This is a genomic window from Pseudomonas sp. FDAARGOS_761, assembly GCF_013343155.1.
Classification (GTDB): domain Bacteria; phylum Pseudomonadota; class Gammaproteobacteria; order Pseudomonadales; family Pseudomonadaceae; genus Pseudomonas; species Pseudomonas aeruginosa.
Genome location: NZ_CP054572.1, coordinates 4071427 through 4095293 on the forward strand (window position 1 = coordinate 4071427; position 23867 = coordinate 4095293).

The following is a 23867-nucleotide window of genomic DNA, read 5'->3' on the forward strand; positions in this document are numbered from 1 at the left end:
ATGTGCCGGCGGTAGCGGAAAGCGGCTCGCGGGAGCCTTCCGTACAGCCTGGGGCGGTGATCCGCTTGTTGTCATTGACCTGCCATAGCGTAGGCGGCGCCGCGTTCGGGCTGCGCGAGGCAGCCTGGGGCAGGGGGCGCCGGCTTCGCCGGAATCTTTTGCTGAATCGATTCACTTAATTAAATTGGCACGTTACCCGATAATGATTGATCCTTGAAGCCCAACTTGTCGTCGCCTCCAGTAGAGATCGGTTTGAAACTCAGTGATATCGCCCGCCTGGCCGGGGTCTCGGTGACCACCGCCAGCTACGTCATCAATGGCAAGGCCGCCCAGCGGCGCATCAGCGCCGCCACCGTCGAGCGCGTGCTTGCCGTGGTCGAGGAACACGGCTACCAGCCGGACCAGCAGGCCGCCGGCCTGCGCCGCGGGCAGACCCGCACCCTCGGCTTCATCCTCCCGGACCTGGAAAACCCCAGCTACGCCCGCCTCGCCAAGCAACTCGAACAAGGCGCCCGGGCGCGCGGCTACCAGTTGCTGATCGCCTGCTCCGACGACGAGCCGGAGACCGAGCGCCAGGTGGTCAACCTGTTCCGCGCGCGCCGCTGCGACGCGCTGATCGTCGCCAGTTGCCTGCCGGCCGGGGATGATACCCATGCCCGGCTGGTCGCCGAAGGCCTGCCGGTGGTGGCCATCGACCGCCAGCTCGACCCGCAGCGCTTCGCCTCGGTGATCAGCGACGACCAGGACGCCGCGCGCCGCCTCACCGAAACCCTGTTGCAACCGGCGCCGCGCCATATCGCCCTGCTCGGCGCGCGGGCGGACCTGATCATCAGCCACGACCGCGCCGCCGGCTTCCGCCAGGCGCTGAAGGACTTCCGCGGCGAGGTCATCGTCGAGCATGCCGAGGTGTTCAGCCGCGAGTGCGGACGCCGCCTGATGGAGCAATTGCTCGAGCGCCTGGGCTACCTGCCCGACGCCCTGGTGACCACTGCCTATGTACTCCTCGAAGGCGTCTTCGATGTGTTCCAGGCGCGCGCCGACGGTTGGCCCGAAGGCTTGCGGGTGGCGACCTTCGGCGACACCCAGTTGCTCGACTTCGTGCCGCTGAAGGTCAACTCGATCTACCAGCAGCACGCGCTGATCGCCGCCAACGCCCTCGAACTGGCGCTCCGCGCGGTCGAGGAGAACGACTACCGGCCGGGCCTGCACGCCGTCCCCCGGCAACTCAAGCTGCGCGACTGAGCCGGCCGCCATGCGCCTGGTCGACACCCACAACCACCTCGACTTCCCGGACTTCGACGCCGACCGCGCCGCGCTGCTGCAACGCAGCCGCGCGCTGGGGGTCGAGCGCCAGGTGGTGCTCGGCGTCTACCGCGAGAACTGGCAACGGGTCTGGGACCTGGCGCAGGCCGAGGATGGCCTGTACGCGGCGCTTGGCCTGCACCCCGTCTACCTGGCGCGGCACCGCCCGCAGCACCTGGACGACCTGCGCCAGTGGCTGCAACGCCTGCGCGGCGAGACGAAGCTCTGCGCGGTCGGCGAGATCGGCCTGGACTACTACCTGGAACACCTCGACCGCGACGCCCAGCAGGCGCTGTTCGAGGCCCAACTGCGGCTGGCCGCGGAATTCCGCCTGCCGGCGCTGATCCACGTGCGCCGCGCCCACGCGGCGACCATCGCCACCCTCAAGCGCATCCGCCTGGAGCGCCGTGGCATCATCCATGCCTTCGCCGGTAGCCGCGAGGAAGCCCGCGAGTACCTCAAGCTCGGCTTCCGCCTCGGCCTCGGCGGCGCGCCGACCTGGCCGCAGGCCAACCGCCTGCGCAAGGTGGCGGCGGAGCTGCCGGCCGACGCCATCGTGCTGGAAACCGATGCGCCGGACATGGCGCCATCGATGCATCCCGGCCAGCGCAACAGTCCGGAGCACCTGCCGGACATCTGCCGCGCCCTCGCCGAGCTGCGCGGGGTCGACGCCGAGGAACTGGCGGCGAGCAGCAGCCGCAACGCCGCCGAGCTGTTCGGCTGGGACTGATCAAGCGTCGCGCAGGACTTCCGGCGCCAGTTGCGGGTACGTCTCGCGCAACGCCTCCAGGCAGGCCGACAGCTGCGCCGCTTCCTCCGGCAGGCGCCGGGCGAAGTCGCTCCAGCCTTGCAGACGCAATCGCCGGGGCATCGGCACCAGGCCGCTGATGGCGTCCCAGAAGGCATCCCAGTTGCATCCGTACCACGGCGGCAACGCCAGGGCCTCGCGCAGGCGTTCGTGCAAGCGCGCGGCGCTGTCCACGTCCGCCAGCTCGATGGCCAGGCTCGCCGCCCGGTTCAGTTCCTCGTCCATGGAGCCTCCGCCAGCAATGCGTCGCAACGCTCGCGCACGAACGCGCGCAGGAGGGTCACCGGGCGGGTCAACTGGGCGCGGTGGGTACACAAGAGGTTCATCGGCGTCGCCTCGCCCTGCCACTCCGGCAGCAGCAGGCGCAGGCGCCCGGCGCGCACGTCCTCGGCCACGTCCAGCCAGGACTTGTAGACCAGCCCCTTGCCGGCCAGGGCCCAGCGCCGCACCACGTCGGCGTCGTCGCAGACACGGTCGCCGGCGACCGTCAGGGTCAGGCTGCGGCGGCCCCGCTGGAACGCCCAGCGGTCGTGTACCCGGCCGCCGAGTTGGTAGAGCAGGCAATTGTGCTCGCGCAGGTCGTCCGGCTGGCGCGGCTCGCCGCGCTCCGCCAGGTAGCCCGGCGCGGCGCAGAGCACTCGCCGGTTGTCCGGCGCCAGCGGCAGGGCGACCAGGCTGGAGTCGGCCGGTGCGCCGTAGCGGATCGCCACGTCCACCGGTTGCCGGTAGAGATCGGTCACCCGGTCGCCGAGCAGCAGGCGCAGGCTCAGTTGCGGATAGCGCGCCTGGAACTCGTCGAGCCAGGGCAGCAGCAGGTTGCGGCCGAAGTCGGAGGGCGCGGAAAGCTGCAGTACCCCGGCGATCTGGTCCTTGCCGCCCTGCAGCAACCGGCGCCCCTCCTCCAGGCTGCGCAACGAGGCGCGGGCATGCAGGAGGAACGCGTCGCCCTCGGGAGTCAGGCGCAGGCTGCGGGTGGAGCGGGCGAACAGGCGTACCTCCAGCTCGCTTTCCAGGCGCTTCAGCGCCGCGCTGGCCACCGCCGGGGAAATCTCCAACTGGCGCGCGGCGGCGGACAACGAGCCGCTGTCGCTGGTGTGGACGAACACCTGGAGGTCGTCGTAACGCAGCATTTTCAAGATTCCTTTGAAAGAGTCTTCCCTGATAGCCTGTTTTTCAGCGATTTGAAATAGCCCATCCTGACTCCGCCCCATCGAAGGAACCCACCATGAGCACACCCCTCACCCTGATCGCCACCATCACCGCCGCCCCCGGCCACGCCGAGGCCCTGGAACGCGAATTGCGCGCCCTGGTCGCCCCGTCGCGCGCCGAGGCTGGTTGCCTGCAGTACGACCTGCATCAGGACCGCCACGACTCCCACCTGTTCTACATGATCGAGCAGTGGCGCGACGACGCCGCCCTGGAGCGGCACCAGAACACCGAACACTTCCTGCGCTTCAGCCGCGGCAACGAAGCCCTGCTGCAGAACGTGAAGATCGACCAACTCTATCGCCTCGCCTGAGGCCCGTTTCCCGGAGTTCCCATGAAAGCTGTCGGTTACTACCAATCCCTGCCCATCGACCATCCCGACGCCCTGCTCGACCTCGAACTGCCCGAGCCCACGCCGGGCCCGCGCGACCTGCTGGTGGAGGTCCGCGCCATCTCGGTCAACCCGGTGGATACCAAGGTCCGCCAGCGCGCCCAGCCGGAAGCCGGCCAGGCCAAGGTGCTGGGCTGGGACGCGGCGGGCGTGGTGCGCGCGGTCGGCAGCGAGGTCAGCCTGTTCCGTCCTGGCGATCGGGTCTGGTACGCCGGGGTCATCACCCGCCCCGGTAGCAACAGCGAGCTGCATCGGGTCGACGAGCGCATTGCCGGGCACCTGCCGAAAAGCCTCGACTTCGCCCAGGCCGCGGCCCTGCCGCTGACCACCATCACTGCCTGGGAACTGCTCTTCGAGCGCTTGCAGATCGCCGAAGGCAAGGCCGACCAGGGCCAGAGCCTGCTGGTGGTCGGTGCCGCCGGCGGGGTCGGTTCGATCCTGGTCCAACTGGCCCGGCAACTGACCGGCCTGAACGTGATCGGCACCGCTTCGCGCGCAGAGACCCAGGCCTGGGTCCGCGACCTCGGCGCGCACCATGTGATCGACCACGGCAAGCCGCTGGCCGAAGAGCTGAAGCGGATCGGTGTCGCCGAGGTCAGCCACGTCGCCAGCCTGACCCACACCGACCAGCACCTCGAACAGATCGTCGCCGCGCTGCGCCCGCAAGGCCGCCTGGCGCTGATCGACGACCCGGCGTCGCTGGACATCGGCAAGCTGAAGCAGAAGAGCCTGTCGCTGCACTGGGAGTTCATGTACACCCGCTCGATGTTCCAGACCGACGACATGATCGAGCAGCACCGGCTGCTGGAGCGGGTCGCCGGGCTGATCGACGAAGGCGTGTTGAAGACCACCGTCGGCGAGCATTTCGGCCGCATCGACGCGGCCAACCTGCGCCGCGCCCACGCGCTGCTGGAGAGCGGCCGGGCCAAGGGCAAGATCGTTCTCGAAGGGTTCTGAACGGCAGGACCACGGGGCGCGGCGTTTTCCACCCTACCGCCGTGCCCCTGGCCTTTGCTATCCCGCCTTGCGCACCCTCAGCGCAGCCTCGATCTCGCCAAGGATCGTCGGGTCGTCGATGGTCGATGGCGCCGCGTAGTCCTCGCCATCGGCGATCTTGCGCAGCACCGCGCGGAGGATCTTCCCGGAGCGGGTCTTCGGCAGCCGCTTGACCACCACCACCCGCTGGAAGCAGGCCAGCGCGCCGATCTGTTCGCGGACCAGCGCCACCAGCTCGCGCTGCAGTTGCTCGGCGGCGATCCCGGCATCGTCCTTGAGCACCACCAGGCCCAGCGGCACGTGGCCCTTGAGTTCGTCCCGCACGCCGATCACCGCGCACTCGGCAACCGCCTGGTGCTGCGCCACGCGTTCCTCCATCTCGCCGGTGGAGAGGCGATGCCCGGAAACGTTTATCACGTCGTCGGTGCGCCCCATGATGTAGACGAAGCCGTCCTCGTCGAGATAACCGCCGTCGCCGGTGTGGTAGTAGCCGGGATAGTTGCCCAGGTAGGCCTGCAGGTAGCGCGGGTGGTCGCCCCAGAGGGTCTGCGCGCAGCCCGGCGGCAACGGCAGGGCGATGACGATCGTGCCCTGGCGGTTCGCTCCCAGCGGCCGGCCTTCGTCGTCCAGCACCTGCACGTGGTAGCCGGGCACCGCGCGGTTGGTCGAACCGGCCCGCAGGTCGTGGCCGGCGATCCCGATGCAGGGCGCGGTCACCGGCCAGCCGGTCTCGGTCTGCCACCAATGGTCGTGGACCGGCCGCCCGGTGTGCTCTTCCAGCCAGTGCTGGGTGCTGCTGTCGAGCTTCTCGCCGGCCAGGAACAGGTGGCGCAGCGAACTTAGGTCGTAGCGCTTCACCCGTTCGCCATGCGGGTCTTCCTTGCGGATCGCGCGGATCGCCGTCGGCGCGCAGAACAGGCTGTTCACCCTGTGCTCTTCGATCACCCGCCAGTAGGCGCCGGCGTCCGGCGTACGCACCGGCTTGCCTTCGTAGAACACCGTGGTACAGCCGCACATCAGCGGGCCGTAGACGATCAGCGAGTGGCCGACCACCCAGCCGACGTCGGAGATCCCCCACCAGACGTCGCCGGCCTGCATGCCGTAGATAGTGCGGACCGCGTAGCGCACCGCCACCGCGTGGCCACCGTTGTCGCGGACGATGCCCTTGGGCTTACCGGTGGTGCCCGAGGTGTACATGATGTACAGCGGATCGCCGCTGGCCACCGGCAGCGGATCGGCCGGCTCGGCGGCGGCGAGGCAGTCCTGCCAGTCCAGGTCGCGGCCCGGGTGCAGGCGCGCGAGCGCCTGCGGGCGTTGCCAGACCATGACGTGGGCAGGCTGGTGGATCGCCAGTTCGAGGGCCTTGTCCACCAGCGGCTTGTATTCGATCACCCGGTCGAACTCCAGCCCGCAGGAAGCGGTGAGCACCAGCTTCGGCGTGGCGTCGTCGATGCGCAGGGCCAGCTCGTAGGGAGCGAAGCCACCGAACACCACCGAATGCACCGCGCCCAGGCGCGCGCAAGCGAGCATCGCCATGGCCGCCTGCGGCACCATCGGCATGTAGATGATCACCCGGTCGCCCTTGCCGACCCCGAGGGCCCGCAGGGCGCCGGCCAGGCGCGCCACTTCGTCGCGCAGCCGCAGGTAGCTGTAGCGGTCCTGGGTGCCGGTCACCGGCGAGTCGTAGATCAGCGCGGTCTGTTCGCCGCGCCCCTCCTCGATCTGCCGGTCGAGGGCCAGGTAGGCGCTGTTCAGGCGGCCATCGGCGAACCAGCGATGGGTGCCGTCGGGCAGGCTTTCGAGGATATTCGCGGGCGCCTGGTACCAGGCCAGGGAACGGGCCTGTTCGGCCCAGAACGCGGCCGGCTCGGCGATCGAGCGGGCGTGCTGCTGCAGGTACGTCATGTTCCAGCCCTCTGATTGTTCTTATTAGGGATGAAGCAGTGAGTGAGCCTTGGAGTATGGGCGGGCGCCGGGCACCCGCCATCAACCTTTGGTCGTAGGGGTCAGTCCTTGCCGCGGTAGAGCTTCTGGATGCTGGAGAAGTCCAGCCCGTCGTGCTCGGCATCGGCCTGGGCGTGCAAGCTGAACAGGTTGCGCGCCAGCGCGCCGAGTGGCGTCGAGGCCTGCACCGCCTGGGCGTTGGCCAGCGCCAGGCCGAGGTCCTTGTTCATCAGGCGCACCTGGAAACCGCCGGCATAGCCGTTGCTCGCCGGCGCCTGCGGCATCACCCCGGGCCAGGGGTTGTAGAGGTTCAGCGCCCAGTTGCCGCCGGAACTCTGCTTCATCACCTCGGACAGCACCGCCGGATCGAGGCCGTTCTTCACCCCCAGCGCCAGGGCCTCGGCGGTGCCGGCCATGAGGATGCCGAGGAGCATGTTGTTGCAGATCTTCGCCACCTGGCCGGCGCCGTGATCGCCGGCGTGGAAGATGTTCCGGCCCATGTTCTCGAGGATCGGCCGGGCCCGCGCGAAGCCTTCGGCGGGGCCGCCGACGATGAAGCTCAGGGTGCCGGCGCGGGCGCCGCCGACGCCGCCGGAAACCGGCGCGTCGAGCAGGGTCAGGCCCTTCGCCGCGGCGGCCTCGGCGACCTTGCGCGCGGTCTCCGGGGCAATGGTCGAGCAGTCGATCAGTAGGGGCTTGCCGGCGACCCGCGCGAGCAGGCCGTCGGCGCCGAGATACAGGCTTTCCACGTGCTGCCCGGCCGGCAGCATGCTGATCACCACTTCGGCGCCTTCGCAGCACTGCAAGGCGCTATCGGCGCCCTGCGCGCCCTGCTCGACCAGGCTCAGCACGGCCTTGGGCTGCAAGTCGAAGACATTCACCCGGTGGCCAGCCTTGAGCAGGTTGGCGGCCATCGGCCCACCCATGTTGCCCAGGCCGAGGAATGCGATGTCGGTCATCGGTCCGTCTCCCTTTCAGCGCATCTGGATCGAGAAGTTGGTCCCGGCCACGCTATCGCTGTCGAACCAGCGCGCGGTCACGGTCTTGGTCTCGGTGTAGAAGCGCACGCCCTGCTTGCCGTAGGCGTGCAGGTCGCCGTAGAACGAGCCCTTCCAACCGGTGAAGGAGAAGAACGGCAGCGGTACCGGAATCGGGATGTTGATGCCGACCTGGCCGACCTCGATGTGGTGCTGGAAGGTCCGCGCCGCGGCGCCGGAGCTGGTGAAGATCGAGGTGCCGTTGCCGTAGGGGCTTTCGTTGATCAGGCGGATCGCCTGCTCCAGGCTGTCGACCTCGGCCAGGCAGAGCACCGGGCCGAACACCTCTTCGCGGTAGATCGCCATGTCCGGGCGCACCCCGGCGAACAGCGTCGGGCCGACCCAGTTGCCGTCCGGGTATCCCTCGACCTTGTAGCCGCGGCCATCCAGCAGCAGTTGCGCGCCCTCCTCCACGCCCTGGCCGATCAGACGCTCGATGCGCGCCTTGGCCTGCGGGTTGATCACCGGGCCGTAGCTGGCGCCGCTGTCGTCCCATGGGCCGGGGCGGACCTTGGCCAGCGCGTCGCGGATTTCCGGAATCCACTCGCGGGCGGCCCCCACCAGCACCGCCACCGAGATCGCCATGCAGCGCTGCCCGGCCGCGCCCACCGAGGCACCGACCAGGTTGCTGATGACCTGTGCCTTGTCCGCGTCGGGCATGATCACCATGTGGTTCTTCGCCCCGGCGAAGCTCTGCACGCGCTTATTGTGCGCGGTGCCGGTGTGGTAGACGTACTGGCCGACGGCGACCGAGCCGACGAAGGACACCGCCTTCACCTGCGGGTGCTTGAGCAACTGGTCGACCTGTTCCTTGCCGCCATGCACCACCTGCAGCACGCCCTTCGGCGCACCGGCCTCGAGGAACAGCTCGGCGAGCCGCACGCTGGTCAGCGGCACCTGCTCGGAAGGCTTGAGGATGAAGGCGTTGCCGCAGGCGATGGCCAGCGGGAACATCCACAGCGGGATCATCGCCGGGAAGTTGAACGGGGTGATGCCAACGCACACGCCCAGCGGCTGGGTGATGCTGTAGGTGTCGATGTTGCGGGCGACGTTCTCCACCGTCTCGCCCATCAGCAGCGAGGGCACGTTGCAGGCGTGCTCGACCACCTCGATACCGCGCCAGACGTCGCCCTTGGCGTCCTCGAAAGTCTTGCCCAGCTCGCTGGAGACGATCTTCGCCAGTTCGTCGTGGTGTTCCTTGAGCAACGCCTGGTAACGCAGCATCACCCGCGCGCGCTCGGAAACCGGGGTTTCCTTCCAGCTGGCGAAGGTTTCGCGGGCACTGGCCACCGCCTGCTCGATCTGCTCCGCGCTGGCGCAGGCGATCTCCGCCAGGGTGCTGTTGTCGAGGGGATTGCTGACCGGGATGCGCTGGGCGCCGAGACCTTCGACGAAGGCTCCCGCGATGAGGTGGCGGACTGGGACTGACATGAACCCTCCTGCACCGGCCAGGCCGGCTTTTATTGTTGTGGCGGACTGGTACGAGGTCGATTCGGACCTCGCTTTGGCCAAGAAGCTATCACTGGGCGGAAGGTCGCGAGATCGACTAAATTGTGTTGTTCATGGACTATATTGCGGAGCCGGCTACCGACATGTCGCACACCTCCGACTGGCCCCTGCCGGCCGACAGCCTGCGCTTGCCGATCCCGGCGGCGCTGCTGGAGAAACTGGCGGTCCACCCGCTCAGCCGCGACCTCTACCCCACCTCCCTGGGCCACTACCGGCGCGCCCGCGACCACCGCATGAGCCGCGAGCGCCATGACGAGCACCTGCTGATCTATTGCAGCGAAGGCCAGGGCCTGTTGCGCGTGCGCGAGGGCGAGGCCTGGCGCGAATACCGGGTCGGCAGCGGCGACCTGCTCTGGCTGCCGCCGGGCATGGCCCACGACTACGCCGCCGACGACCGCCAACCCTGGACCATCTTTTGGACCCACCTGCGCGGCGACAGCGCCACCTGGCTGCAACACAGCGCCGGCTACCGCGACACCCCGCTGCGCCATTGGGGCCTGCAACACGCCCTGCTCGGCGGCTTCGAGCAACTGCTGGAGGTGCGCCACAGCGGCTACCGCTTCCAGCACTTCCTGCTCGCCGCCAGCCGCCTGCGCAGCCTGCTCTGCCAGCTACCGCTGCTGCGCCCGCTGCGCGAGGGCAGCCTGGACCTCGACGGGCTGCACGCCTACATGCGCGAACACCTGCATGCGCGCCTCGAACTGGAACGCCTGGCGGCCTTCTGCAACCTGTCGAAGTTCCATTTCGTCAGTCGCTACAAGGCGATCACCGGCCGTACGCCTATCCAGCACTTCCTGCACCTGAAGATCGAGTACGCCTGCCAGTTGCTGGACAGCAGCGACCAGAGCGTGGCCCGGGTCGGCCAGGCGGTCGGCTACGACGACAGCTACTACTTCTCGCGCCTGTTCAGCAAGGTCATGGGTTTGTCGCCGAGCGCCTACCGGCAGCGGGTAAGGCAGGGCGAGGGAGGAGCCTGAAGCGCTCTGCGGCGGGGCTGTAAACGAAGCGGCGACCAGTTGTCGGCAAACTGATCCCGGTCAGTGTTTTCCGGGCCGACAGGACTAGACTGAAGCTCCCTTTCCAGCCCCGATGGATGAATCGCCATGAACATCCTCGTCCGCCCGTCGCAAACCCCGAAAGGCCAATGCTGGCAAGTCTGCCTCGACCAGCAGGCCGTCAACTTCCGTAGCGAAAGCGAGGCCCGGCGTTTCGTCGACCGCCTCGAGGCGCGCCTGCGCGCGCCCCATGTGCTGCCCGAACTGAAACAGCGAACGGCCTGATCCGCGCTCAGGCGGCCTGGCGCTCCAGGCGCCCGGTCTGCCAGGCGAGCAGGGTCGCGACCGCGCCGCAGACGGCGATCACCAGAGTCATGGGGATCGCCGTGCCGTCGTGGAGCACGCCGACCAGCGCCGAAGCGCCCGCCGCCACGCTGAACTGCAGGCTGCCCATCAGCGCCGAGGCGCTGCCGGCGTGCTGTCCCTGTCCGGCCATGGCGCAGGCGGAAGCGTTGGGAATGATGCAGCCGAGGCTGGCCACGCATCCGAACAGCGGAACCAGCAGCGGCCACAGCGTGGCCGGTTGCAGCGAAGCGATGCCCAGCAGGGCCAGGCCGCACACCAGGTAGCCCCAGATGATCCGCCGCAGCCAGAACGCCGGCCCGCGATAGCGCAGCAGCCGCGCGTTGACCTGTGCCATGACGATGAAGCCCGCGGCATTGCTGCCGAACAGCCAGCCATAGTGCTCGGCGGGAATCCCGTAGAGCTGGATGAACACGTAGGGCGAACCGGCGATGTAGGCGAACATCCCGGCCATCGCCACCCCGCCGGAAAGGCCATAGGCGAGAAACAGGCGGTCGGCGAACAGCCGCCGGTACTGCCCCAGCGCGCCGGAAAGCGGCGGTCGCTCGCCGTCGGCCGGGATGGTTTCCGGCAGCCACAACGCCACGCCGAGGCCGGCCAGGGCGGCGAACAGGGTCAGGCAGACGAAGATCGATTGCCAGCCCTGCCAGTCCAGCAGCAGGCCGCCGGCCACGGGGGCGAGGATCGGCGCCAGGCCCATCACCAGCATCAACTGGGAAAACGCCTTGGCGGCGCCGATCGGATCGCACAGGTCACGCACCACTGCCCGCGAGATGACCATCCCGGCGCAGCCGCCGAGGGCCTGGACGAAGCGCGCGGCGATCAGCCACTCCAGGCTCGGCGCCAGGGCGCAGGCGGCCGAGGCCAGGGTGAAGATACTCACCCCCACCAGCAGCGGCAGGCGCCGGCCATAGCGGTCGGCCACCGGGCCGTAGAGCAACTGGCCGATGGACAGGCCGGCGAAGTAGGCGGCCAGGCTCAGCTGGACGTGCTCGACGTCGGTGGCGAAGGCCTTGGCCAGGGTCGGGAAGCTCGGCAGGTAGAAGTCGATGGCCAGTGGCCCGAAGGCGCTCAGGGCTCCCAGTATCAGCAGGATGCGCAGGTTCATGGATCGCTCGGCACGGGGCGCGTCGGCGGCAGGCAAGGCACTTCCCTGCGCGGCTCCCGGCAAGCGGGACGACGACGCCTATCATTGAATCGTCTGTGAGGGCGGGCGGCTCCAGGCCTGAAGGCCGGTACTGGCGGGAAGATGCTACGGACAGCCGGGGAGTCGCCGAAAAAGCAGTGCGCAGCATAACACCGAAGACACCCGCCGATCATGGCCGGAGACCGTGGATCCGCGGAATCCACGGCTCATGAATGAGCAGCATTAGACAAAGGTGGTGTCGAAATACTTCGAGTCCGCCCGAGCGCGGCTAAAATCGGTACACTCCCCGCCCCGTTGCCGAGACCGATTCGACTACCCAGCACAGCATGCGACGCACAAAGGAAGATTCTGAAAAAACCCGTACGGCCATCCTCCTGGCCGCCGAGGAACTGTTCCTGGAAAAGGGCGTGTCCCATACCAGCCTGGAACAGATCGCCAGGGCCGCCGGGGTGACCCGTGGCGCCGTCTACTGGCACTTCCAGAACAAGGCCCACTTGTTCAACGAGATGCTCAACCAGGTACGCCTGCCGCCGGAGCAACTCACCGAGCGCCTGTCCGGCTGCGATGGCAGCGACCCGCTGCGCTCGCTCTACGACCTCTGCCTGGAGGCCGTGCAATCGCTGCTGACGCAGGAGAAGAAGCGCCGCATCCTGACCATCCTGATGCAACGTTGCGAATTCACCGAGGAACTGCGCGAGGCGCAGGAACGCAACAACGCCTTCGTGCAGATGTTCATCGAACTCTGCGAGCAGTTGTTCGCCCGCGACGAATGCCGTGTGCGGCTGCATCCGGGCATGACCCCGAGGATCGCCTCGCGCGCCTTGCACGCGCTGATCCTGGGCCTGTTCAACGACTGGTTGCGCGATCCGCGCCTGTTCGATCCGGATACGGACGCGGAACACCTGCTGGAGCCGATGTTCCGTGGCCTGGTGCGCGACTGGGGTCAGGCCAGCTCGGCGCCGTAGCCCTCCTCGCGGATCGCCTCGAGTACCTGGGTGCTGTCGAGCCGGCTGGCGACCCGGACTTCGCCGGCGCCAAGATCCACCTGGACGTCCGCCGCCGAATCCTTCGCCTGCACCGCATGGGTGATCGCCCGTACGCAGTGGCCGCAGGTCATGCCCTGAACCTTGAAGACTTGCATGGTATTGCCTCCTGTTGGTCATCGATGGGGCGATTTTCGACCTTGACATGGTGTCAAGGTCAATCCTCGAAATATCCGGTAACCGACAAAGCGTCAAGAACGGGTAAAGGCGGAGTAAAGAGGCTTAAACCCTACAAAGCACATGGTTAACATGTTCACCTTGTTCTTCACGAGGTAGAACCATGTCCATCCGCCGCTATTCCCCGTCACAGATCGCCCTGCACTGGCTCAGCGCCGTCGCGGTCCTGCTGATCATCGCCCTGCCCTACGGCGCCGACTTCTTCGCCGGCCTGCTCGGCGGCAAGGGCAACGTCTTCACCCTGCACAAGTCGCTGGGGGTGGCGGTACTCCTGCTGACCCTGACACGCCTGGCGCTGCGCCGCGTCCAGGGTGTCCCGGATACCTTGGAGGGGAACCCGGACTGGCAGCGCGCGGCCGCCAAGGCCGGGCATTTCCTGCTGTACGCGGTGCTGATCGTCATGCCGCTCTCCGGCATGCTCGCCGGCAAGCGTCCGCTGGACCTGTTCTGGCTGGTGCAGATCGGCCCGCTCGACCTGCCGGAAGCCTTCAAGGCGTTCGCCGGCGGCACCCACGTCACCGTCCAGTACCTGCTTTTCGCGCTGATCCTCGGCCACGCCGCCGCGGCCATCTGGCACCACCGCGTGCAGAAGGACGACGTACTGCGCGCCATGCTGCCGCAACGCGGCGCCTGACCCCAGCGACGGACGGGCACGCGGATGCCCGTCCCGACTTGTCCCGGACCCCGGCTTCGGCCAAGCTTTTCCCTACGCCCCCCGCCGCCGAGGCCCGCCATGTTCCCCATCCTTCGCCCGCTGCTCCATACCGCTGCCCTGGCCTGCGCCCTCCCGGCGCTCGCCGCGGACCCGCAACCGGCCAGCGGCGGCTGGGCGCAACCCGACCCGGCGCCGATCGGCTATGCGGTGCTGAACGTTTCACGCGAGCGGGTCGAGTCCGGCACTGCCTGCGATGTCGGTCTGTACGTCCACGACGAACTGGTCGGCAACCTGCAACCGGGCGCCAGCCTGGCCCTGAACCTGCAACCCGGCGCGGTGGACGTGCGTCTTGCGCCGAACGGTCCTGGCGACGCCTGCCGGAACGGCATGACCATCCTCGCCGGACAGACCCTGACCCTGCGCGCCGGGGAGATCCGCAACCTGCGCATTGCCCTTGGTGCGGGCGGGCTCTACCTGGCGCCGGTGGCGGATGGGTACTGAGGGGTAGCGACTTGCGGTGGGGCATTCGCCATGACTCAGGGCACGAAGGTGGCGTTTCGGCACCGGGTGCACGGGGACTGCCTGGCGGGCCGTGAATGCGTGCACTGGCCCCCAACTCCCGTCGCTGCCTGCACGGCAGTAAGGGGCAAGCTGCTGCTTAGCGCTTGAGCGGGCTTCATGTTTGCCGGTCAAGCTGCTTGTCGTGCTTGCCCTGGCCTCTTGTTTCGCCTTCCCAGGCAAGTTCCTTCTGCAAGCGTCCAAAAGACTCGCCCTGCCCCTCGGAGGGCATGCCAGGAGCCCGATCCGTAGGGCGAATAACCGCTTGCGGTTATCCGCCGGCTCTCCGGGGCATCGGCGGATACCGCCTGTGGCGGTATTCGCCCTACGGGACTATATCGCTCGCGATTTCTTAGCTACACGGCAGTGAGGGGGGTCGCTGTTGCTTAGCGCTTGAGCGGGCGTCATGTTTGGTGGTCAAGCTGTTTTCTGTGCCTGCCTTGGCCTCTTGTTTCGCCTTCCCTGGCGAGTTCCTTTTGCAAGCGTCCAAAAGGAACCAAAAGACTCGCCCCGGCATCCGGCCCCAGCCGCTTCTCGGCTGGGGTGCCCTCGCTGCATCGTTGCTCCCGGCGGCACGCCGCCACGGTCCTTCATGGACCGAGGCGGCTCTCGCGGCATCCTGCCACTCGTCCCCCTCCGCAACGATTCCGCTCGGCCTCCTGACGGGGCGGGTTTGTCGCCCCACCACTCGGAGGGCAAGCCTCACTTCGTGCATGCCAGGAACCCGATCCGTAGGGCGGATAACCGCAAGCGGTTATTCACTCTACGGATCAGGGCTTCGGTATGTGGAGGTCTGGCATGCACGAGGCATCCCCCTCCTGAAGCGCCCCTCAGCTCAATCGAATCCTTCCGCTCGCCACCAGCACCGCATGCCCGGCGATACTCACCCGCTCGCCCTCCAACCGGCACCACAGCTCGCCGCCGCGCGCCGAGCACTGCTGGGCGGTCAGCGACAGTTTGTTCAAGCGCTGGGCCCAGTAGGGAATCAGGCTGCAATGCGCGGAGCCGGTGACCGGGTCTTCGTCGACGCCCATCGCCGGAGCGAAGAAGCGCGAGACGAAATCCTTCTGCAGGCCCCGCGCGGTAACGATCACTCCACGCCAGGGCAGCCGCGCCAGGGCCGCGAAGTCGGGGCGACAGGCGCGCACCGCCTCTTCGGACTCGAGCAGTACCAGCAGCTTGTCGGTGGAGCCCAGCACGTCCACCGGCGGCAGGCCCAGGGCCTGCTCCAGCTCGACGGTGCTACCGACCTCGCTCGGATACTGCGCGGGGAAATCCAGGAACAGCCGCTCGTCCTCGCGGTTGACCCGCAGCGCACCGGAGCGCGAGATGAATTCCAGGCGCTCGCCCGGCTCGTCATAGACCTCGAACAGTACGTGGGCCGCAGCCAGTGTGGCGTGGCCGCAGAGCGCCACCTCGACGCTCGGGGTGAACCAGCGGATCCGCCAGGCCTCTCCTTCGCGAACGACGAAGGCGGTCTCGGAGAGGTTGTGCTCGGTCGCGATCATCTGCATCAACTCGTCCGCCAGCCAGGCGTCGAGGCGATAGACCACGGCGGGATTGCCGCTGAACGGACGGGAAGAAAACGCGTCGACCTGGTGGAACTCGAGCTGCATGGCAGACCTCCTGGGAACGATCGCCACAGCATGCCGCCGCAGGCTCCGGGATGGGCGATACAGTGCGATCTTTTCCGATCGTAACAGTGGGACTTCGCCCTGCCTTCGACCCATTGCCCGAGCGGGCGTTTGCGGCGACCTGCCGGCGTTGTGAAGCCGCCGGCAAAAACGCCGCCTTTTTCCGCGAAACGCCGCTCAGGCCTCGCTGCGCACCCGTCGCACCGCGTTCTGCCAGCCGGCGTAGAGTTCGCCGCGGCGCTCCTCGGCCATGTGTGCGGCGAAGCGGCGCTGCAGGTGCCAGTGGCTGGCGATGTCGTCCAGGTCGCGATAGAAGCCGGCCTTCAGCCCGGCCATGTAGGCCACGCCGAGGGCGGTGGTCTCGGTGACTTCCGGACGCTCCACGGTGACACCAAGGATGTCGGTGAGGAATTGCATCACCCAGTTGTTCACCACCATCCCGCCGTCCACCCGCAGCGCGCTGGGCGGCGTGCCGTCCTGGCGCATCGCTTCGAGCAGGTCGCGGGTCTGGTAGCAGACCGATTGCAGACCGGCGGTGACGATCTCCTTGATTCCGGTGTCGCGGGTCAGGCCGAAGATCGCGCCGCGCGCCTTCGGGTCCCAGTAGGGCGCGCCGAGGCCGGTAAAGGCCGGCACCAGGTAGACGCCGTTGGAGTCGCCGGCCTGGATCGCCAGGGCTTCGCTCTCGTGGGCGTGGTCGATCAGCTTGATGCCGTCGCGCAGCCATTGCACCGCGGCGCCGGCGACGAAGATGCTGCCCTCCACCGCGTAGCTGACCTTGCCGTCCAGACGGTAGCCGACCGTGGTGAGCAGGCGGTTCTTCGAGGTCACCGGCTGCTCGCCAGTGTTCTGGATCATGAAGCAGCCGGTGCCGTAGGTGCTCTTCACCATGCCCGGCTGGAAGCAGGCCTGGCCGATCAGCGCGGCCTGCTGGTCGCCGGCCATGCCCAGCACCGGGATCGCCGCGCCAAGCAGCGACGGCTCGCTGACGCCGAACTCCGCCGCGCAGTCGAGCACCTCCGGCAGCAGGCTGCGCGGGATCTCGAACAGCGCCAGCAATTCCTCGTCCCAGTCCTGGCTGTGGATGTTGAACAGCAGGGTGCGCGAAGCGTTGGTCGCGTCGGTGCGATGGGAGCGGCCGCCGGTCAGGCGCCAGAGCAGGAAGCAGTCGACGGTGCCGAAGCGCAGCTCGCCGCGTTCGGCGCGCTGGCGGGCGCCGGGCACGTTGTCGAGGATCCAGCGCAGCTTGGTGGCGGAGAAATACGGATCGATCAGCAGCCCGGTACGCGCGCTGACGTTCGCCTCGTGGCCGGCGGCCTTGAGTTCGGCACAGTAGTCGGCGGTACGACGATCCTGCCAGACGATGGCCGGGTGGATCAGGTCGCCGCTGGCGGCGTCCCAGACCAGCGTGGTCTCGCGCTGGTTGGTGATGCCGATGGCGGCGATGTCGGCCGCGCGCAAGCCCTTGCGGGCGAGCGCGTCGCGACAGACCTGGAGGGTGGTCAGCCAGATTTCCTCGCCGTCGTGCTCCACCCAGCCGTCCTTCGGGAAGTACTGCTTGAATTCCTGCTGGCAGCTCGCCACCGGCAAGCCCTGGGCACTGAACACGATGGCGCGGGAGCTGGTGGTGCCCTGGTCGATGGCGAGGAGATAGTGGGACATGGAAAACCTGACAGATTGAAAAGTAAGACGAATGCCGACCGCTAGGCCGGCGGGATTAGCGGCTCATTCGCGGCCGATGGCGGCGAACGAACCCTGGGTCAGCTGGGCCAGCACCTCGGCCGCCAGCTCCACTTCCAGCCCGCGCCGTCCTGCGCTGACATGGATGCTCGAGTACTGCCGCGCGCTTTCATCGATGAAGGTACGCAGGCGCTTCTTCTGCCCCAGCGGGCTGATCCCGCCCACCAGGTAGCCGGTGGCCCGCTGCGCCGCCTGCGGATCGGCCATGTCGGCCTTCTTCGCCCCCGCCGCATGGGCCAGGGCCTTCAGGTCGAGACTGCCGATCACCGGTACCACCGCCACCAGCAGCTCGCCCTTCTCCGTGGCGGCGAGCAGCGTCTTGAACACCCGCTGCGGGTCCAGACCGAGCTTTTCCGCGGCCTCCAGGCCATAGGAAGGTGCCTTGGGGTCGTGGCTGTAGCTGAGCACCTTGTGCTCGGCGCGGGCCTTTTTCAGCAGGTCGATGGCAGGGGTCATGGTCACTCCCGGAGAAGAACGTTGGCTGAAAACCGGCGCCTACCTTAAGCCATCGCCGCCCCTGCTGCACGGGCGCCGATGCCGCGGCCCGCGTGCCTCGGTAGCGATATTCGATTGGCCGCGAAAACGAAACCGGAGGGTCGTTTTTCGGACAAACGTTCATCTTCGCGCTTTGACAGCATTCCTTTGTGAATATATTTTTTCGAAACTGAACAATTTTCACGGCTGCCCGCCATAATTACAAGAACAGACAAGAGAGGCCCCATGACCACCGCCGCCCCGACCCCGTCCCTGTTCGGCCAATGCCTGGCCGAGTTCCTCGGCACTGCCCTCCTCATCTTCTTCGGCACCGGTTGCGTCGCGGCCCTGAAGGTCGCCGGCGCCAGCTTCGGCCTGTGGGAGATCAGCATCATCTGGGGGGTCGGCGTGAGCATGGCGATCTACCTCAGCGCCGGCGTCTCCGGCGCCCACCTGAACCCGGCGGTGAGCATCGCGCTATGGCTGTTCGCCGGCTTCGAGGGGCGCAAGCTGCCGTTCTATATCACCGCCCAGGTGGCCGGTGCGTTCTGCGCCGCAGCGCTGGTCTACACCCTCTACAGCAGCCTGTTCATCGAGTTCGAACAGGCGCAGAACATCGTCCGCGGCAGCCAGGACAGCCTGGCCCTGGCCTCGGTGTTCTCCACCTATCCGCACCCGGCGCTGTCGGTCGGCCAGGCGTTCCTCGTCGAAGTGGTGATCACCGCCATCCTCATGGCGGTGATCATGGCTCTTACCGACGACGGCAACGGCCTGCCGCGCGGTCCGTTGGCGCCGCTGCTGATCGGCCTGCTGATCGCCGTGATCGGCAGCGCCATGGGCCCGCTGACCGGTTTCGCGATGAACCCGGCGCGCGACTTCGGCCCCAAGCTGATGACCTACCTGGCCGGCTGGGGGCCCATCGCCTTCACCGGCGGCCGCGAGATTCCCTACTTCCTGGTGCCGATCTTCGCCCCGATCCTCGGTGCCTGCCTCGGCGCCGGCGGCTATCGTGTACTGATCGCGCGCCATCTGCCGAGCGCCGCGGCGCCCGCCGAAGCCGAGCCGGAGAAGGTTCGCGCTTCCTGACCGCCCGCTCTTTCCTGCCATAGCCACAAGGCCACAGCCATGACCGACAAGCACAACAAGAAATACGTCGTCGCCCTGGACCAGGGCACCACCAGCTCCCGCGCCATCGTCTTCGACCGCGATGCCAACGTGGTCAGCCAGGCCCAGCGCGAGTTCGCCCAGTTCTATCCGCAGGCCGGCTGGGTCGAACACGATCCGATGGAAATCTGGGCCACGCAGAGTTCGACCCTGGTCGAGGCCCTCGCCCAGGCCAGCATCGAGCACGACCAGGTGGCCGCCATCGGCATCACCAACCAGCGCGAGACCACGGTGGTCTGGGACCGTCACAGCGGTCGGCCGATCCACAACGCCATCGTCTGGCAGTGCCGGCGCAGCGCGGCGATCTGCGCGCAGCTCAAGCGCGACGGGCTGGAAGACTACATCCGCGAAACCACCGGTCTGGTCACCGACCCGTACTTTTCCGGGACCAAGCTGAAGTGGATCCTCGACAACGTCGAAGGCGCCCGCGAACGCGCGCGCAACGGCGACCTGTTGTTCGGCACCATCGACACCTGGCTGATCTGGAAGCTCACCGAAGGCAAGGTCCACGTCACCGACTACACCAATGCCTCGCGGACCATGCTGTTCAACATCCACAGCCTCGACTGGGACGCACGGATGCTCGAGGTGCTCGACATTCCCCGCTCGATGCTGCCCGAGGTGCGCAACTCTTCGGAGGTCTACGGCAACGCCCGGATCGGCGGGGTCGGCGGCGGCGAGCTGCCGATCGCCGGGATCGCCGGCGACCAGCAGGCCGCCCTGTTCGGCCAGATGTGCGTGGAACCGGGCCAGGCGAAGAACACCTACGGCACCGGCTGCTTCCTGCTGATGCACACCGGCGACAAGGCGGTGAAGTCCACCCATGGCCTGCTCACCACCATCGCCTGTGGCCCGCGCGGCGAGGTCGGCTACGCCCTGGAGGGCGCGGTGTTCAACGGCGGCTCCACGGTGCAGTGGTTGCGCGACGAACTGAAGGTGATCAACGACTCCTTCGATTCCGAATACTTCGCCACCAAGGTCAAGGACAGCAACGGCGTCTACCTGGTACCGGCCTTCACCGGACTCGGCGCGCCCTATTGGGACCCCTATGCGCGCGGCGCAGTGTTCGGCCTGACCCGCGGAGTCAAGGCCGACCACCTGATCCGCGCCACCCTGGAATCCATCGCCTACCAGACCCGCGACGTGCTCGACGCCATGCAGCGCGATGCCGGCGAACGCCTGCGCGCCCTGCGCGTCGACGGCGGGGCGGTGGCCAACAACTTCCTCATGCAGTTCCAGGCCGACATCCTCGGCACCCGCGTGGAGCGTCCGGTGATGCGCGAGACCACCGCCCTCGGCGCCGCCTACCTGGCCGGCCTGGCCTGCGGCTTCTGGAGCAGCCTCGACGAGCTGAAGAGCAAGGCGGTGATCGAGCGGGTGTTCGAGCCAGAGTGCGACGAGCCCCGGCGCGAAAAGCTCTATGCCGGCTGGAAGAAAGCAGTGGAGCGCACTCGCGGCTGGGACGACGGCGAACTGTGACGAGCTGGCGCCATTCGTCCGCCGCGATGCGGCGAATGGCGTGTTCCCCGGCGCCGCTCTGGCATGCCCTGGGTAACGTTTGCGCGCGGCGGCCGGGTGCCGCCGCGGCGCCCTCTACGACTCATGCACGGCTGACAACGGCCCCCCGCGTGCGGCATTCTTGGCGACTTTCCAGGGTCCCGGCCCGGCAGCACGAGAACAACCCATGAACCTGCCCCCCCGACAGCAAAGCATCATCGAGGAGGTCCGCGAGCGCGGTTACCTGAGCATCGAGGAGATGGCGCAGATGTTCGCGGTCACCCCGCAGACCATCCGCCGCGACATCAACCAGCTCGCCGAACAGGGACTGCTGCGCCGCTACCACGGCGGTGCGGCCTACGATTCGAGCATCGAGAACACCGCCTACACCATGCGCGCCGACCAGATGCGCGACGAGAAGCAGCGCATCGCCGAAGCCGTGGCCAGCCTGGTGCCGGATAACGCCTCGCTGTTCATCAACATCGGCACCACCACCGAGGCCATCGCCCGCGCCCTGCTCAACCACCGTAACCTGAAGATCATCACCAACAACCTGCACGTGGCCGCCACCCTCAGCGCCAAGGAAGACTTCGAAGTGCTGGTCGCCGGCGGCACCGTACGCAGCGACGGCGGCATCGTCGGCCAGGCCGCGGTGGACTTCATCCAGCAGTTCCGCGTCGATTTCGCCCTGGTCGGCATCAGCGGCATCGACGAGGATGGCAGCCTGCTCGACTTCGACTACCAGGAAGTGCGCGTATCCCAGGCGATCATCGACAACGCGCGGCAAGTGTTCCTGGCCGCCGACTCGAGCAAGTTCGGGCGCAACGCGGTGGTCCGCCTGGGCCCGATCTCGCTGGTCAACCGGGTCATCAGCGACAGCCCGCCGCCCGCCGCCATCGCCCGCCTGATGGCACAGCACAAGGTTCACCTGGACCTGGTCTGAGGCATTTCCCCTGCCACGGCGCCGTTCGGCGCCGTGAATGTTCGTTTCAGAAAAACCACCTGCCGCCCCCTCTCCATGCGCCACGACCCTCGGCGGCCGCTTTCCCGCATGCGGAAGAGGGGCGGTTCCCGCGCGGACGGGCGAACCGGTAGCGCCCGGGCAACCCTTCGAAATTGAAAAAGCCTGGTGAATCGGGCTGGTCAATAACTGCGCAATCGACTAAGCTATTTTCGAATTCGAACAAAACTACGTTCACTTTCGACTTCAGGGCCTTTCACATGAGTCAAGCGCACACCCCCTCCGCTCCACTCGCCGAAGTCTACGATGTCGCCGTGGTCGGCGGTGGCATCAACGGTGTAGGGATCGCCGCCGACGCAGCCGGGCGCGGCCTGTCCGTGTTCCTTTGCGAACAGCACGACCTGGCCCAGCACACCTCCTCGGCCAGCAGCAAGCTGATCCACGGCGGCCTGCGCTACCTCGAACACTACGAATTCCGCCTGGTCCGCGAAGCCCTGGCCGAGCGCGAGGTCCTGCTGGCCAAGGCGCCGCACATCGTCAAGCCGCTGCGCTTCGTCCTGCCGCACCGTCCGCACCTGCGCCCGGCCTGGATGATCCGTGCCGGCCTGTTCCTCTACGATCACCTCGGCAAGCGCGAGAAGCTGCCCGCCTCGCGCGGCCTGCGCTTCACCGGCAGCAGCCCGCTGAAGGCCGAGATCCGCCGTGGCTTCGAGTACTCCGACTGCGCGGTGGACGATGCGCGCCTGGTGGTGCTCAACGCGATCTCCGCCCGCGAGCACGGCGCCCACGTCCATACCCGCACCCGCTGCGTCAGCGCCCGTCGCAGCAAGGGACTCTGGCACCTGCACCTGGAGCGCAGCGACGGCAGCCTGTATTCGATCCGCGCCCGCGCCCTGGTGAACGCAGCCGGCCCCTGGGTAGCGCGCTTCATCCAGGACGACCTGAAACAGAAGTCGCCCTACGGTATCCGCCTGATCCAGGGCAGCCACATCATCGTGCCGAAGCTGTACGAAGGCGAGCACGCCTACATCCTGCAGAACGAAGACCGCCGCATCGTCTTCGCCATCCCCTATCTGGACCGCTTCACCATGATCGGCACCACCGATCGCGAGTACCAGGGCGACCCGGCCAAGGTGGCGATCAGCGAAGAGGAAACCGCCTACCTGCTGCAAGTGGTGAACGCCCATTTCAAGCAGCAACTCGCGGCCGCCGACATCCTGCACAGCTTCGCCGGCGTGCGTCCGCTGTGCGACGACGAGTCCGACGAGCCTTCGGCGATCACCCGCGATTACACCCTGTCGCTCTCCGCCGGCAACGGCGAGCCGCCGCTGCTCTCGGTGTTCGGCGGCAAGCTGACCACCTACCGCAAGCTGGCCGAATCGGCGCTGACGCAGCTCCAGCCGTTCTTCGCCAATCTCGGCCCGGCCTGGACCGCCAAGGCACCGCTGCCGGGCGGCGAGCAGATGCAGAGCGTCGAGGCGCTCACCGAGCAACTGGCCAACCGCTACGCCTGGCTCGACCGCGAACTGGCGCTGCGCTGGGCGCGCACCTACGGCACCCGGGTATGGCGCCTGCTGGACGGGGTCAATGGCGAAGCCGATCTCGGCGAGCACCTGGGCGGCGGCCTGTATGCCCGCGAAGTGGACTACCTGTGCAAGCACGAGTGGGCCCAGGACGCCGAGGACATCCTCTGGCGCCGCAGCAAGCTCGGCCTGTTCCTCTCGCCGAGCCAGCAGGTGCGCCTCGGCCAGTACCTGCAGAGCGAGCATCCGCATCGCCCGCGGGTGCATGCGGCCTGATCGCCAGCCAGAAACGTCGAGGCCCGCTTTTGCGGGCCTCGTTCGTTATGGAAGGGTACGGGACGATCCGGGCATAATGCGCGACGCCACCAAGCCGGTGGCGCCGCCGCAGTCGAGAATCCCGTGGACCTGATGTTCAAGGCGCTGATCGGCGCCGCCGTGGTCGTGCTCCTCGCCGTCCTGTCGAAGACCCGCAACTACTACATCGCCGGCCTGGTGCCGCTGTTTCCCACCTTCGCCCTGATTGCCCACTACATCGTCGGCAAGGGCCGTTCGCTGGACGACCTGAAGACCACCATCGTCTTCGGCATGTGGTCGATCATCCCCTACTTCGTCTATCTCGCCGCGCTCTACCTGCTGGTCGAGCGCTTCCGCCTGGAGACCTCGCTGGCCCTGGCGGCGCTGGCCTGGCTGGTGGCGGCAAGCGTGCTGGTGGGCCTCTGGGTACGCCTGCACGCCTGAGACCG

General features: G+C 67.7%; 24 protein-coding genes. 14 read left to right on the forward strand and 10 right to left on the reverse strand.

Features of this window, described 5'->3' with window-relative positions; translation table 11 throughout:
• Positions 1 to 252: 252 nt before the first annotated feature.
• A complete protein-coding gene (gene cra, locus FOC67_RS18940; RefSeq protein WP_003104372.1) occupies positions 253 to 1242 on the forward strand; it encodes a catabolite repressor/activator in 990 nt (329 codons plus the stop codon).
• A 10-nt stretch (positions 1243 to 1252) separates the two neighbouring features.
• On the forward strand, positions 1253 to 2032 hold the full coding sequence (locus tag FOC67_RS18945) for a TatD family hydrolase (RefSeq protein ID WP_003111770.1): 780 nt from the start codon (positions 1253 to 1255) through the stop codon (positions 2030 to 2032).
• Here FOC67_RS18945 and FOC67_RS18950 read toward each other — a convergent pair whose 3' ends face one another.
• A complete protein-coding gene (locus tag FOC67_RS18950; RefSeq protein WP_003111769.1) occupies positions 2033 to 2335 on the reverse strand; it encodes a barstar family protein in 303 nt (100 codons plus the stop codon). It lies immediately after the preceding gene.
• Positions 2320 to 3240 carry a LysR family transcriptional regulator gene (locus FOC67_RS18955; protein WP_003092132.1) on the reverse strand — a complete coding sequence of 307 codons (921 nt, stop codon included), beginning with the start codon at positions 3238 to 3240 and terminating at the stop codon, positions 2320 to 2322. Before FOC67_RS18955 ends, FOC67_RS18950 begins: the two co-directional genes overlap by 16 nt.
• A gap of 95 nt (positions 3241 to 3335) precedes the next feature.
• Here FOC67_RS18955 and FOC67_RS18960 point away from each other — a divergent pair, with 95 nt between their 5' ends.
• Complete coding sequence (locus FOC67_RS18960) at positions 3336 to 3629, forward strand: putative quinol monooxygenase (protein ID WP_003104358.1); 294 nt, start codon at positions 3336 to 3338, stop codon at positions 3627 to 3629.
• A gap of 21 nt (positions 3630 to 3650) precedes the next feature.
• The gene (locus FOC67_RS18965; protein WP_009313563.1) at positions 3651 to 4664 is read left to right on the forward strand and encodes a zinc-binding alcohol dehydrogenase family protein; all 1014 of its coding nucleotides are present in this window, start codon (positions 3651 to 3653) and stop codon (positions 4662 to 4664) included.
• 57 nt (positions 4665 to 4721) lie between these two features.
• Here FOC67_RS18965 and FOC67_RS18970 read toward each other — a convergent pair whose 3' ends face one another.
• The 3 genes from FOC67_RS18970 to mmsA form a co-directional block, all read right to left on the reverse strand.
• Positions 4722 to 6608 carry a propionyl-CoA synthetase gene (locus FOC67_RS18970; protein WP_003138062.1) on the reverse strand — a complete coding sequence of 629 codons (1887 nt, stop codon included), beginning with the start codon at positions 6606 to 6608 and terminating at the stop codon, positions 4722 to 4724.
• Positions 6609 to 6709: 101 nt separating this feature from the next.
• Positions 6710 to 7606 carry a 3-hydroxyisobutyrate dehydrogenase gene (gene mmsB, locus FOC67_RS18975; RefSeq protein WP_003130016.1) on the reverse strand — a complete coding sequence of 299 codons (897 nt, stop codon included), beginning with the start codon at positions 7604 to 7606 and terminating at the stop codon, positions 6710 to 6712.
• 15 nt (positions 7607 to 7621) lie between these two features.
• Positions 7622 to 9115: a CoA-acylating methylmalonate-semialdehyde dehydrogenase gene (gene mmsA / locus FOC67_RS18980; protein ID WP_003092142.1), complete on the reverse strand. Its 1494-nt coding sequence runs from the start codon at positions 9113 to 9115 to the stop codon at positions 7622 to 7624.
• 131 nt (positions 9116 to 9246) lie between these two features.
• On the opposite strand from mmsA, the gene mmsR reads away from it, so the two are divergent.
• On the forward strand, positions 9247 to 10170 hold the full coding sequence (gene mmsR / locus FOC67_RS18985; RefSeq protein ID WP_003122160.1) for an MmsAB operon transcriptional regulator MmsR: 924 nt from the start codon (positions 9247 to 9249) through the stop codon (positions 10168 to 10170).
• Positions 10171 to 10296: 126 nt separating this feature from the next.
• The gene (locus tag FOC67_RS18990) at positions 10297 to 10473 is read left to right on the forward strand and encodes a hypothetical protein (RefSeq protein ID WP_003104346.1); all 177 of its coding nucleotides are present in this window, start codon (positions 10297 to 10299) and stop codon (positions 10471 to 10473) included.
• 7 nt (positions 10474 to 10480) lie between these two features.
• Here FOC67_RS18990 and FOC67_RS18995 read toward each other — a convergent pair whose 3' ends face one another.
• Positions 10481 to 11659, reverse strand: coding sequence for a multidrug effflux MFS transporter (locus tag FOC67_RS18995; RefSeq protein WP_003122159.1), 1179 nt, complete (start codon positions 11657 to 11659; stop codon positions 10481 to 10483).
• Positions 11660 to 12024: 365 nt separating this feature from the next.
• Between FOC67_RS18995 and nalD the strand changes: the two genes are divergently transcribed.
• Complete coding sequence (gene nalD, locus FOC67_RS19000) at positions 12025 to 12663, forward strand: efflux system transcriptional repressor NalD (protein ID WP_003092152.1); 639 nt, start codon at positions 12025 to 12027, stop codon at positions 12661 to 12663.
• On the opposite strand, the gene FOC67_RS19005 is transcribed toward nalD, so the two are convergent.
• Positions 12642 to 12839: a heavy-metal-associated domain-containing protein gene (locus FOC67_RS19005; protein WP_003092153.1), complete on the reverse strand. Its 198-nt coding sequence runs from the start codon at positions 12837 to 12839 to the stop codon at positions 12642 to 12644. The genes nalD and FOC67_RS19005 overlap by 22 nt on opposite strands.
• Positions 12840 to 13021: 182 nt before the next feature.
• Between FOC67_RS19005 and FOC67_RS19010 the strand changes: the two genes are divergently transcribed.
• Both FOC67_RS19010 and FOC67_RS19015 read left to right on the forward strand, forming a co-directional pair.
• The gene (locus FOC67_RS19010; RefSeq protein WP_009313562.1) at positions 13022 to 13552 is read left to right on the forward strand and encodes a cytochrome b; all 531 of its coding nucleotides are present in this window, start codon (positions 13022 to 13024) and stop codon (positions 13550 to 13552) included.
• A gap of 99 nt (positions 13553 to 13651) precedes the next feature.
• Positions 13652 to 14074: a hypothetical protein gene (locus FOC67_RS19015; RefSeq protein WP_003092157.1), complete on the forward strand. Its 423-nt coding sequence runs from the start codon at positions 13652 to 13654 to the stop codon at positions 14072 to 14074.
• A gap of 887 nt (positions 14075 to 14961) precedes the next feature.
• Here the strand turns inward: FOC67_RS19015 and FOC67_RS19020 are convergent.
• From FOC67_RS19020 to ybaK, 3 genes are all read right to left on the reverse strand, one after another.
• Complete coding sequence (locus FOC67_RS19020; RefSeq protein ID WP_009313560.1) at positions 14962 to 15747, reverse strand: PhzF family phenazine biosynthesis protein; 786 nt, start codon at positions 15745 to 15747, stop codon at positions 14962 to 14964.
• A 195-nt stretch (positions 15748 to 15942) separates the two neighbouring features.
• On the reverse strand, positions 15943 to 17427 hold the full coding sequence (gene glpK / locus FOC67_RS19025) for a glycerol kinase GlpK (RefSeq protein ID WP_003092161.1): 1485 nt from the start codon (positions 17425 to 17427) through the stop codon (positions 15943 to 15945).
• 63 nt (positions 17428 to 17490) lie between these two features.
• Positions 17491 to 17961 (reverse strand): Cys-tRNA(Pro) deacylase, encoded by a 471-nt coding sequence (ybaK, locus tag FOC67_RS19030; RefSeq protein WP_009313559.1) that lies wholly within the window; start codon positions 17959 to 17961, stop codon positions 17491 to 17493.
• A 264-nt stretch (positions 17962 to 18225) separates the two neighbouring features.
• Between ybaK and glpF the strand changes: the two genes are divergently transcribed.
• The 5 genes from glpF (at position 18226) to FOC67_RS19055 (ending at position 23862) form a co-directional block, all read left to right on the forward strand.
• Complete coding sequence (gene glpF, locus FOC67_RS19035; protein ID WP_003092166.1) at positions 18226 to 19065, forward strand: glycerol uptake facilitator protein GlpF; 840 nt, start codon at positions 18226 to 18228, stop codon at positions 19063 to 19065.
• Positions 19066 to 19104: 39 nt separating this feature from the next.
• Positions 19105 to 20622 (forward strand): glycerol kinase GlpK, encoded by a 1518-nt coding sequence (gene glpK, locus FOC67_RS19040; protein ID WP_003092168.1) that lies wholly within the window; start codon positions 19105 to 19107, stop codon positions 20620 to 20622.
• Between the two features lie 205 nt (positions 20623 to 20827).
• Positions 20828 to 21583: a DeoR/GlpR family transcriptional regulator gene (locus FOC67_RS19045; RefSeq protein WP_003092173.1), complete on the forward strand. Its 756-nt coding sequence runs from the start codon at positions 20828 to 20830 to the stop codon at positions 21581 to 21583.
• 278 nt (positions 21584 to 21861) lie between these two features.
• Positions 21862 to 23400, forward strand: a complete 1539-nt coding sequence (glpD, locus tag FOC67_RS19050) for a glycerol-3-phosphate dehydrogenase (protein WP_003098460.1) — start codon at positions 21862 to 21864, stop codon at positions 23398 to 23400.
• Positions 23401 to 23532: 132 nt separating this feature from the next.
• The gene (locus FOC67_RS19055) at positions 23533 to 23862 is read left to right on the forward strand and encodes a GlpM family protein (RefSeq protein WP_003119370.1); all 330 of its coding nucleotides are present in this window, start codon (positions 23533 to 23535) and stop codon (positions 23860 to 23862) included.
• The last annotated feature ends 5 nt before the right edge of the window (positions 23863 to 23867 follow it).

Excerpts from the sequence above, each read along its gene's own strand:
- FOC67_RS18945 (WP_003111770.1), top strand. The coding sequence starts at position 1,253 with ATGCGCCTGGTCGACACCCACAACCACCTCGACTTCCCGGACTTCGAC.
- FOC67_RS18950 (WP_003111769.1), bottom strand. The coding sequence starts at position 2,335 with ATGGACGAGGAACTGAACCGGGCGGCGAGCCTGGCCATCGAGCTGGCG.
- FOC67_RS18955 (WP_003092132.1), bottom strand. The coding sequence starts at position 3,240 with ATGCTGCGTTACGACGACCTCCAGGTGTTCGTCCACACCAGCGACAGC.
- FOC67_RS18960 (WP_003104358.1), top strand. The coding sequence starts at position 3,336 with ATGAGCACACCCCTCACCCTGATCGCCACCATCACCGCCGCCCCCGGC.
- FOC67_RS18965 (WP_009313563.1), top strand. The coding sequence starts at position 3,651 with ATGAAAGCTGTCGGTTACTACCAATCCCTGCCCATCGACCATCCCGAC.
- FOC67_RS18970 (WP_003138062.1), bottom strand. The coding sequence starts at position 6,608 with ATGACGTACCTGCAGCAGCACGCCCGCTCGATCGCCGAGCCGGCCGCG.
- mmsB (WP_003130016.1), bottom strand. The coding sequence starts at position 7,606 with ATGACCGACATCGCATTCCTCGGCCTGGGCAACATGGGTGGGCCGATG.
- mmsA (WP_003092142.1), bottom strand. The coding sequence starts at position 9,115 with ATGTCAGTCCCAGTCCGCCACCTCATCGCGGGAGCCTTCGTCGAAGGT.
- mmsR (WP_003122160.1), top strand. The coding sequence starts at position 9,247 with ATGGACTATATTGCGGAGCCGGCTACCGACATGTCGCACACCTCCGAC.
- FOC67_RS18990 (WP_003104346.1), top strand. The coding sequence starts at position 10,297 with ATGAACATCCTCGTCCGCCCGTCGCAAACCCCGAAAGGCCAATGCTGG.
- FOC67_RS18995 (WP_003122159.1), bottom strand. The coding sequence starts at position 11,659 with ATGAACCTGCGCATCCTGCTGATACTGGGAGCCCTGAGCGCCTTCGGG.
- nalD (WP_003092152.1), top strand. The coding sequence starts at position 12,025 with ATGCGACGCACAAAGGAAGATTCTGAAAAAACCCGTACGGCCATCCTC.
- FOC67_RS19005 (WP_003092153.1), bottom strand. The coding sequence starts at position 12,839 with ATGCAAGTCTTCAAGGTTCAGGGCATGACCTGCGGCCACTGCGTACGG.
- FOC67_RS19010 (WP_009313562.1), top strand. The coding sequence starts at position 13,022 with ATGTCCATCCGCCGCTATTCCCCGTCACAGATCGCCCTGCACTGGCTC.
- FOC67_RS19015 (WP_003092157.1), top strand. The coding sequence starts at position 13,652 with ATGTTCCCCATCCTTCGCCCGCTGCTCCATACCGCTGCCCTGGCCTGC.
- FOC67_RS19020 (WP_009313560.1), bottom strand. The coding sequence starts at position 15,747 with ATGCAGCTCGAGTTCCACCAGGTCGACGCGTTTTCTTCCCGTCCGTTC.
- glpK (WP_003092161.1), bottom strand. The coding sequence starts at position 17,427 with ATGTCCCACTATCTCCTCGCCATCGACCAGGGCACCACCAGCTCCCGC.
- ybaK (WP_009313559.1), bottom strand. The coding sequence starts at position 17,961 with ATGACCCCTGCCATCGACCTGCTGAAAAAGGCCCGCGCCGAGCACAAG.
- glpF (WP_003092166.1), top strand. The coding sequence starts at position 18,226 with ATGACCACCGCCGCCCCGACCCCGTCCCTGTTCGGCCAATGCCTGGCC.
- glpK (WP_003092168.1), top strand. The coding sequence starts at position 19,105 with ATGACCGACAAGCACAACAAGAAATACGTCGTCGCCCTGGACCAGGGC.
- FOC67_RS19045 (WP_003092173.1), top strand. The coding sequence starts at position 20,828 with ATGAACCTGCCCCCCCGACAGCAAAGCATCATCGAGGAGGTCCGCGAG.
- glpD (WP_003098460.1), top strand. The coding sequence starts at position 21,862 with ATGAGTCAAGCGCACACCCCCTCCGCTCCACTCGCCGAAGTCTACGAT.
- FOC67_RS19055 (WP_003119370.1), top strand. The coding sequence starts at position 23,533 with ATGTTCAAGGCGCTGATCGGCGCCGCCGTGGTCGTGCTCCTCGCCGTC.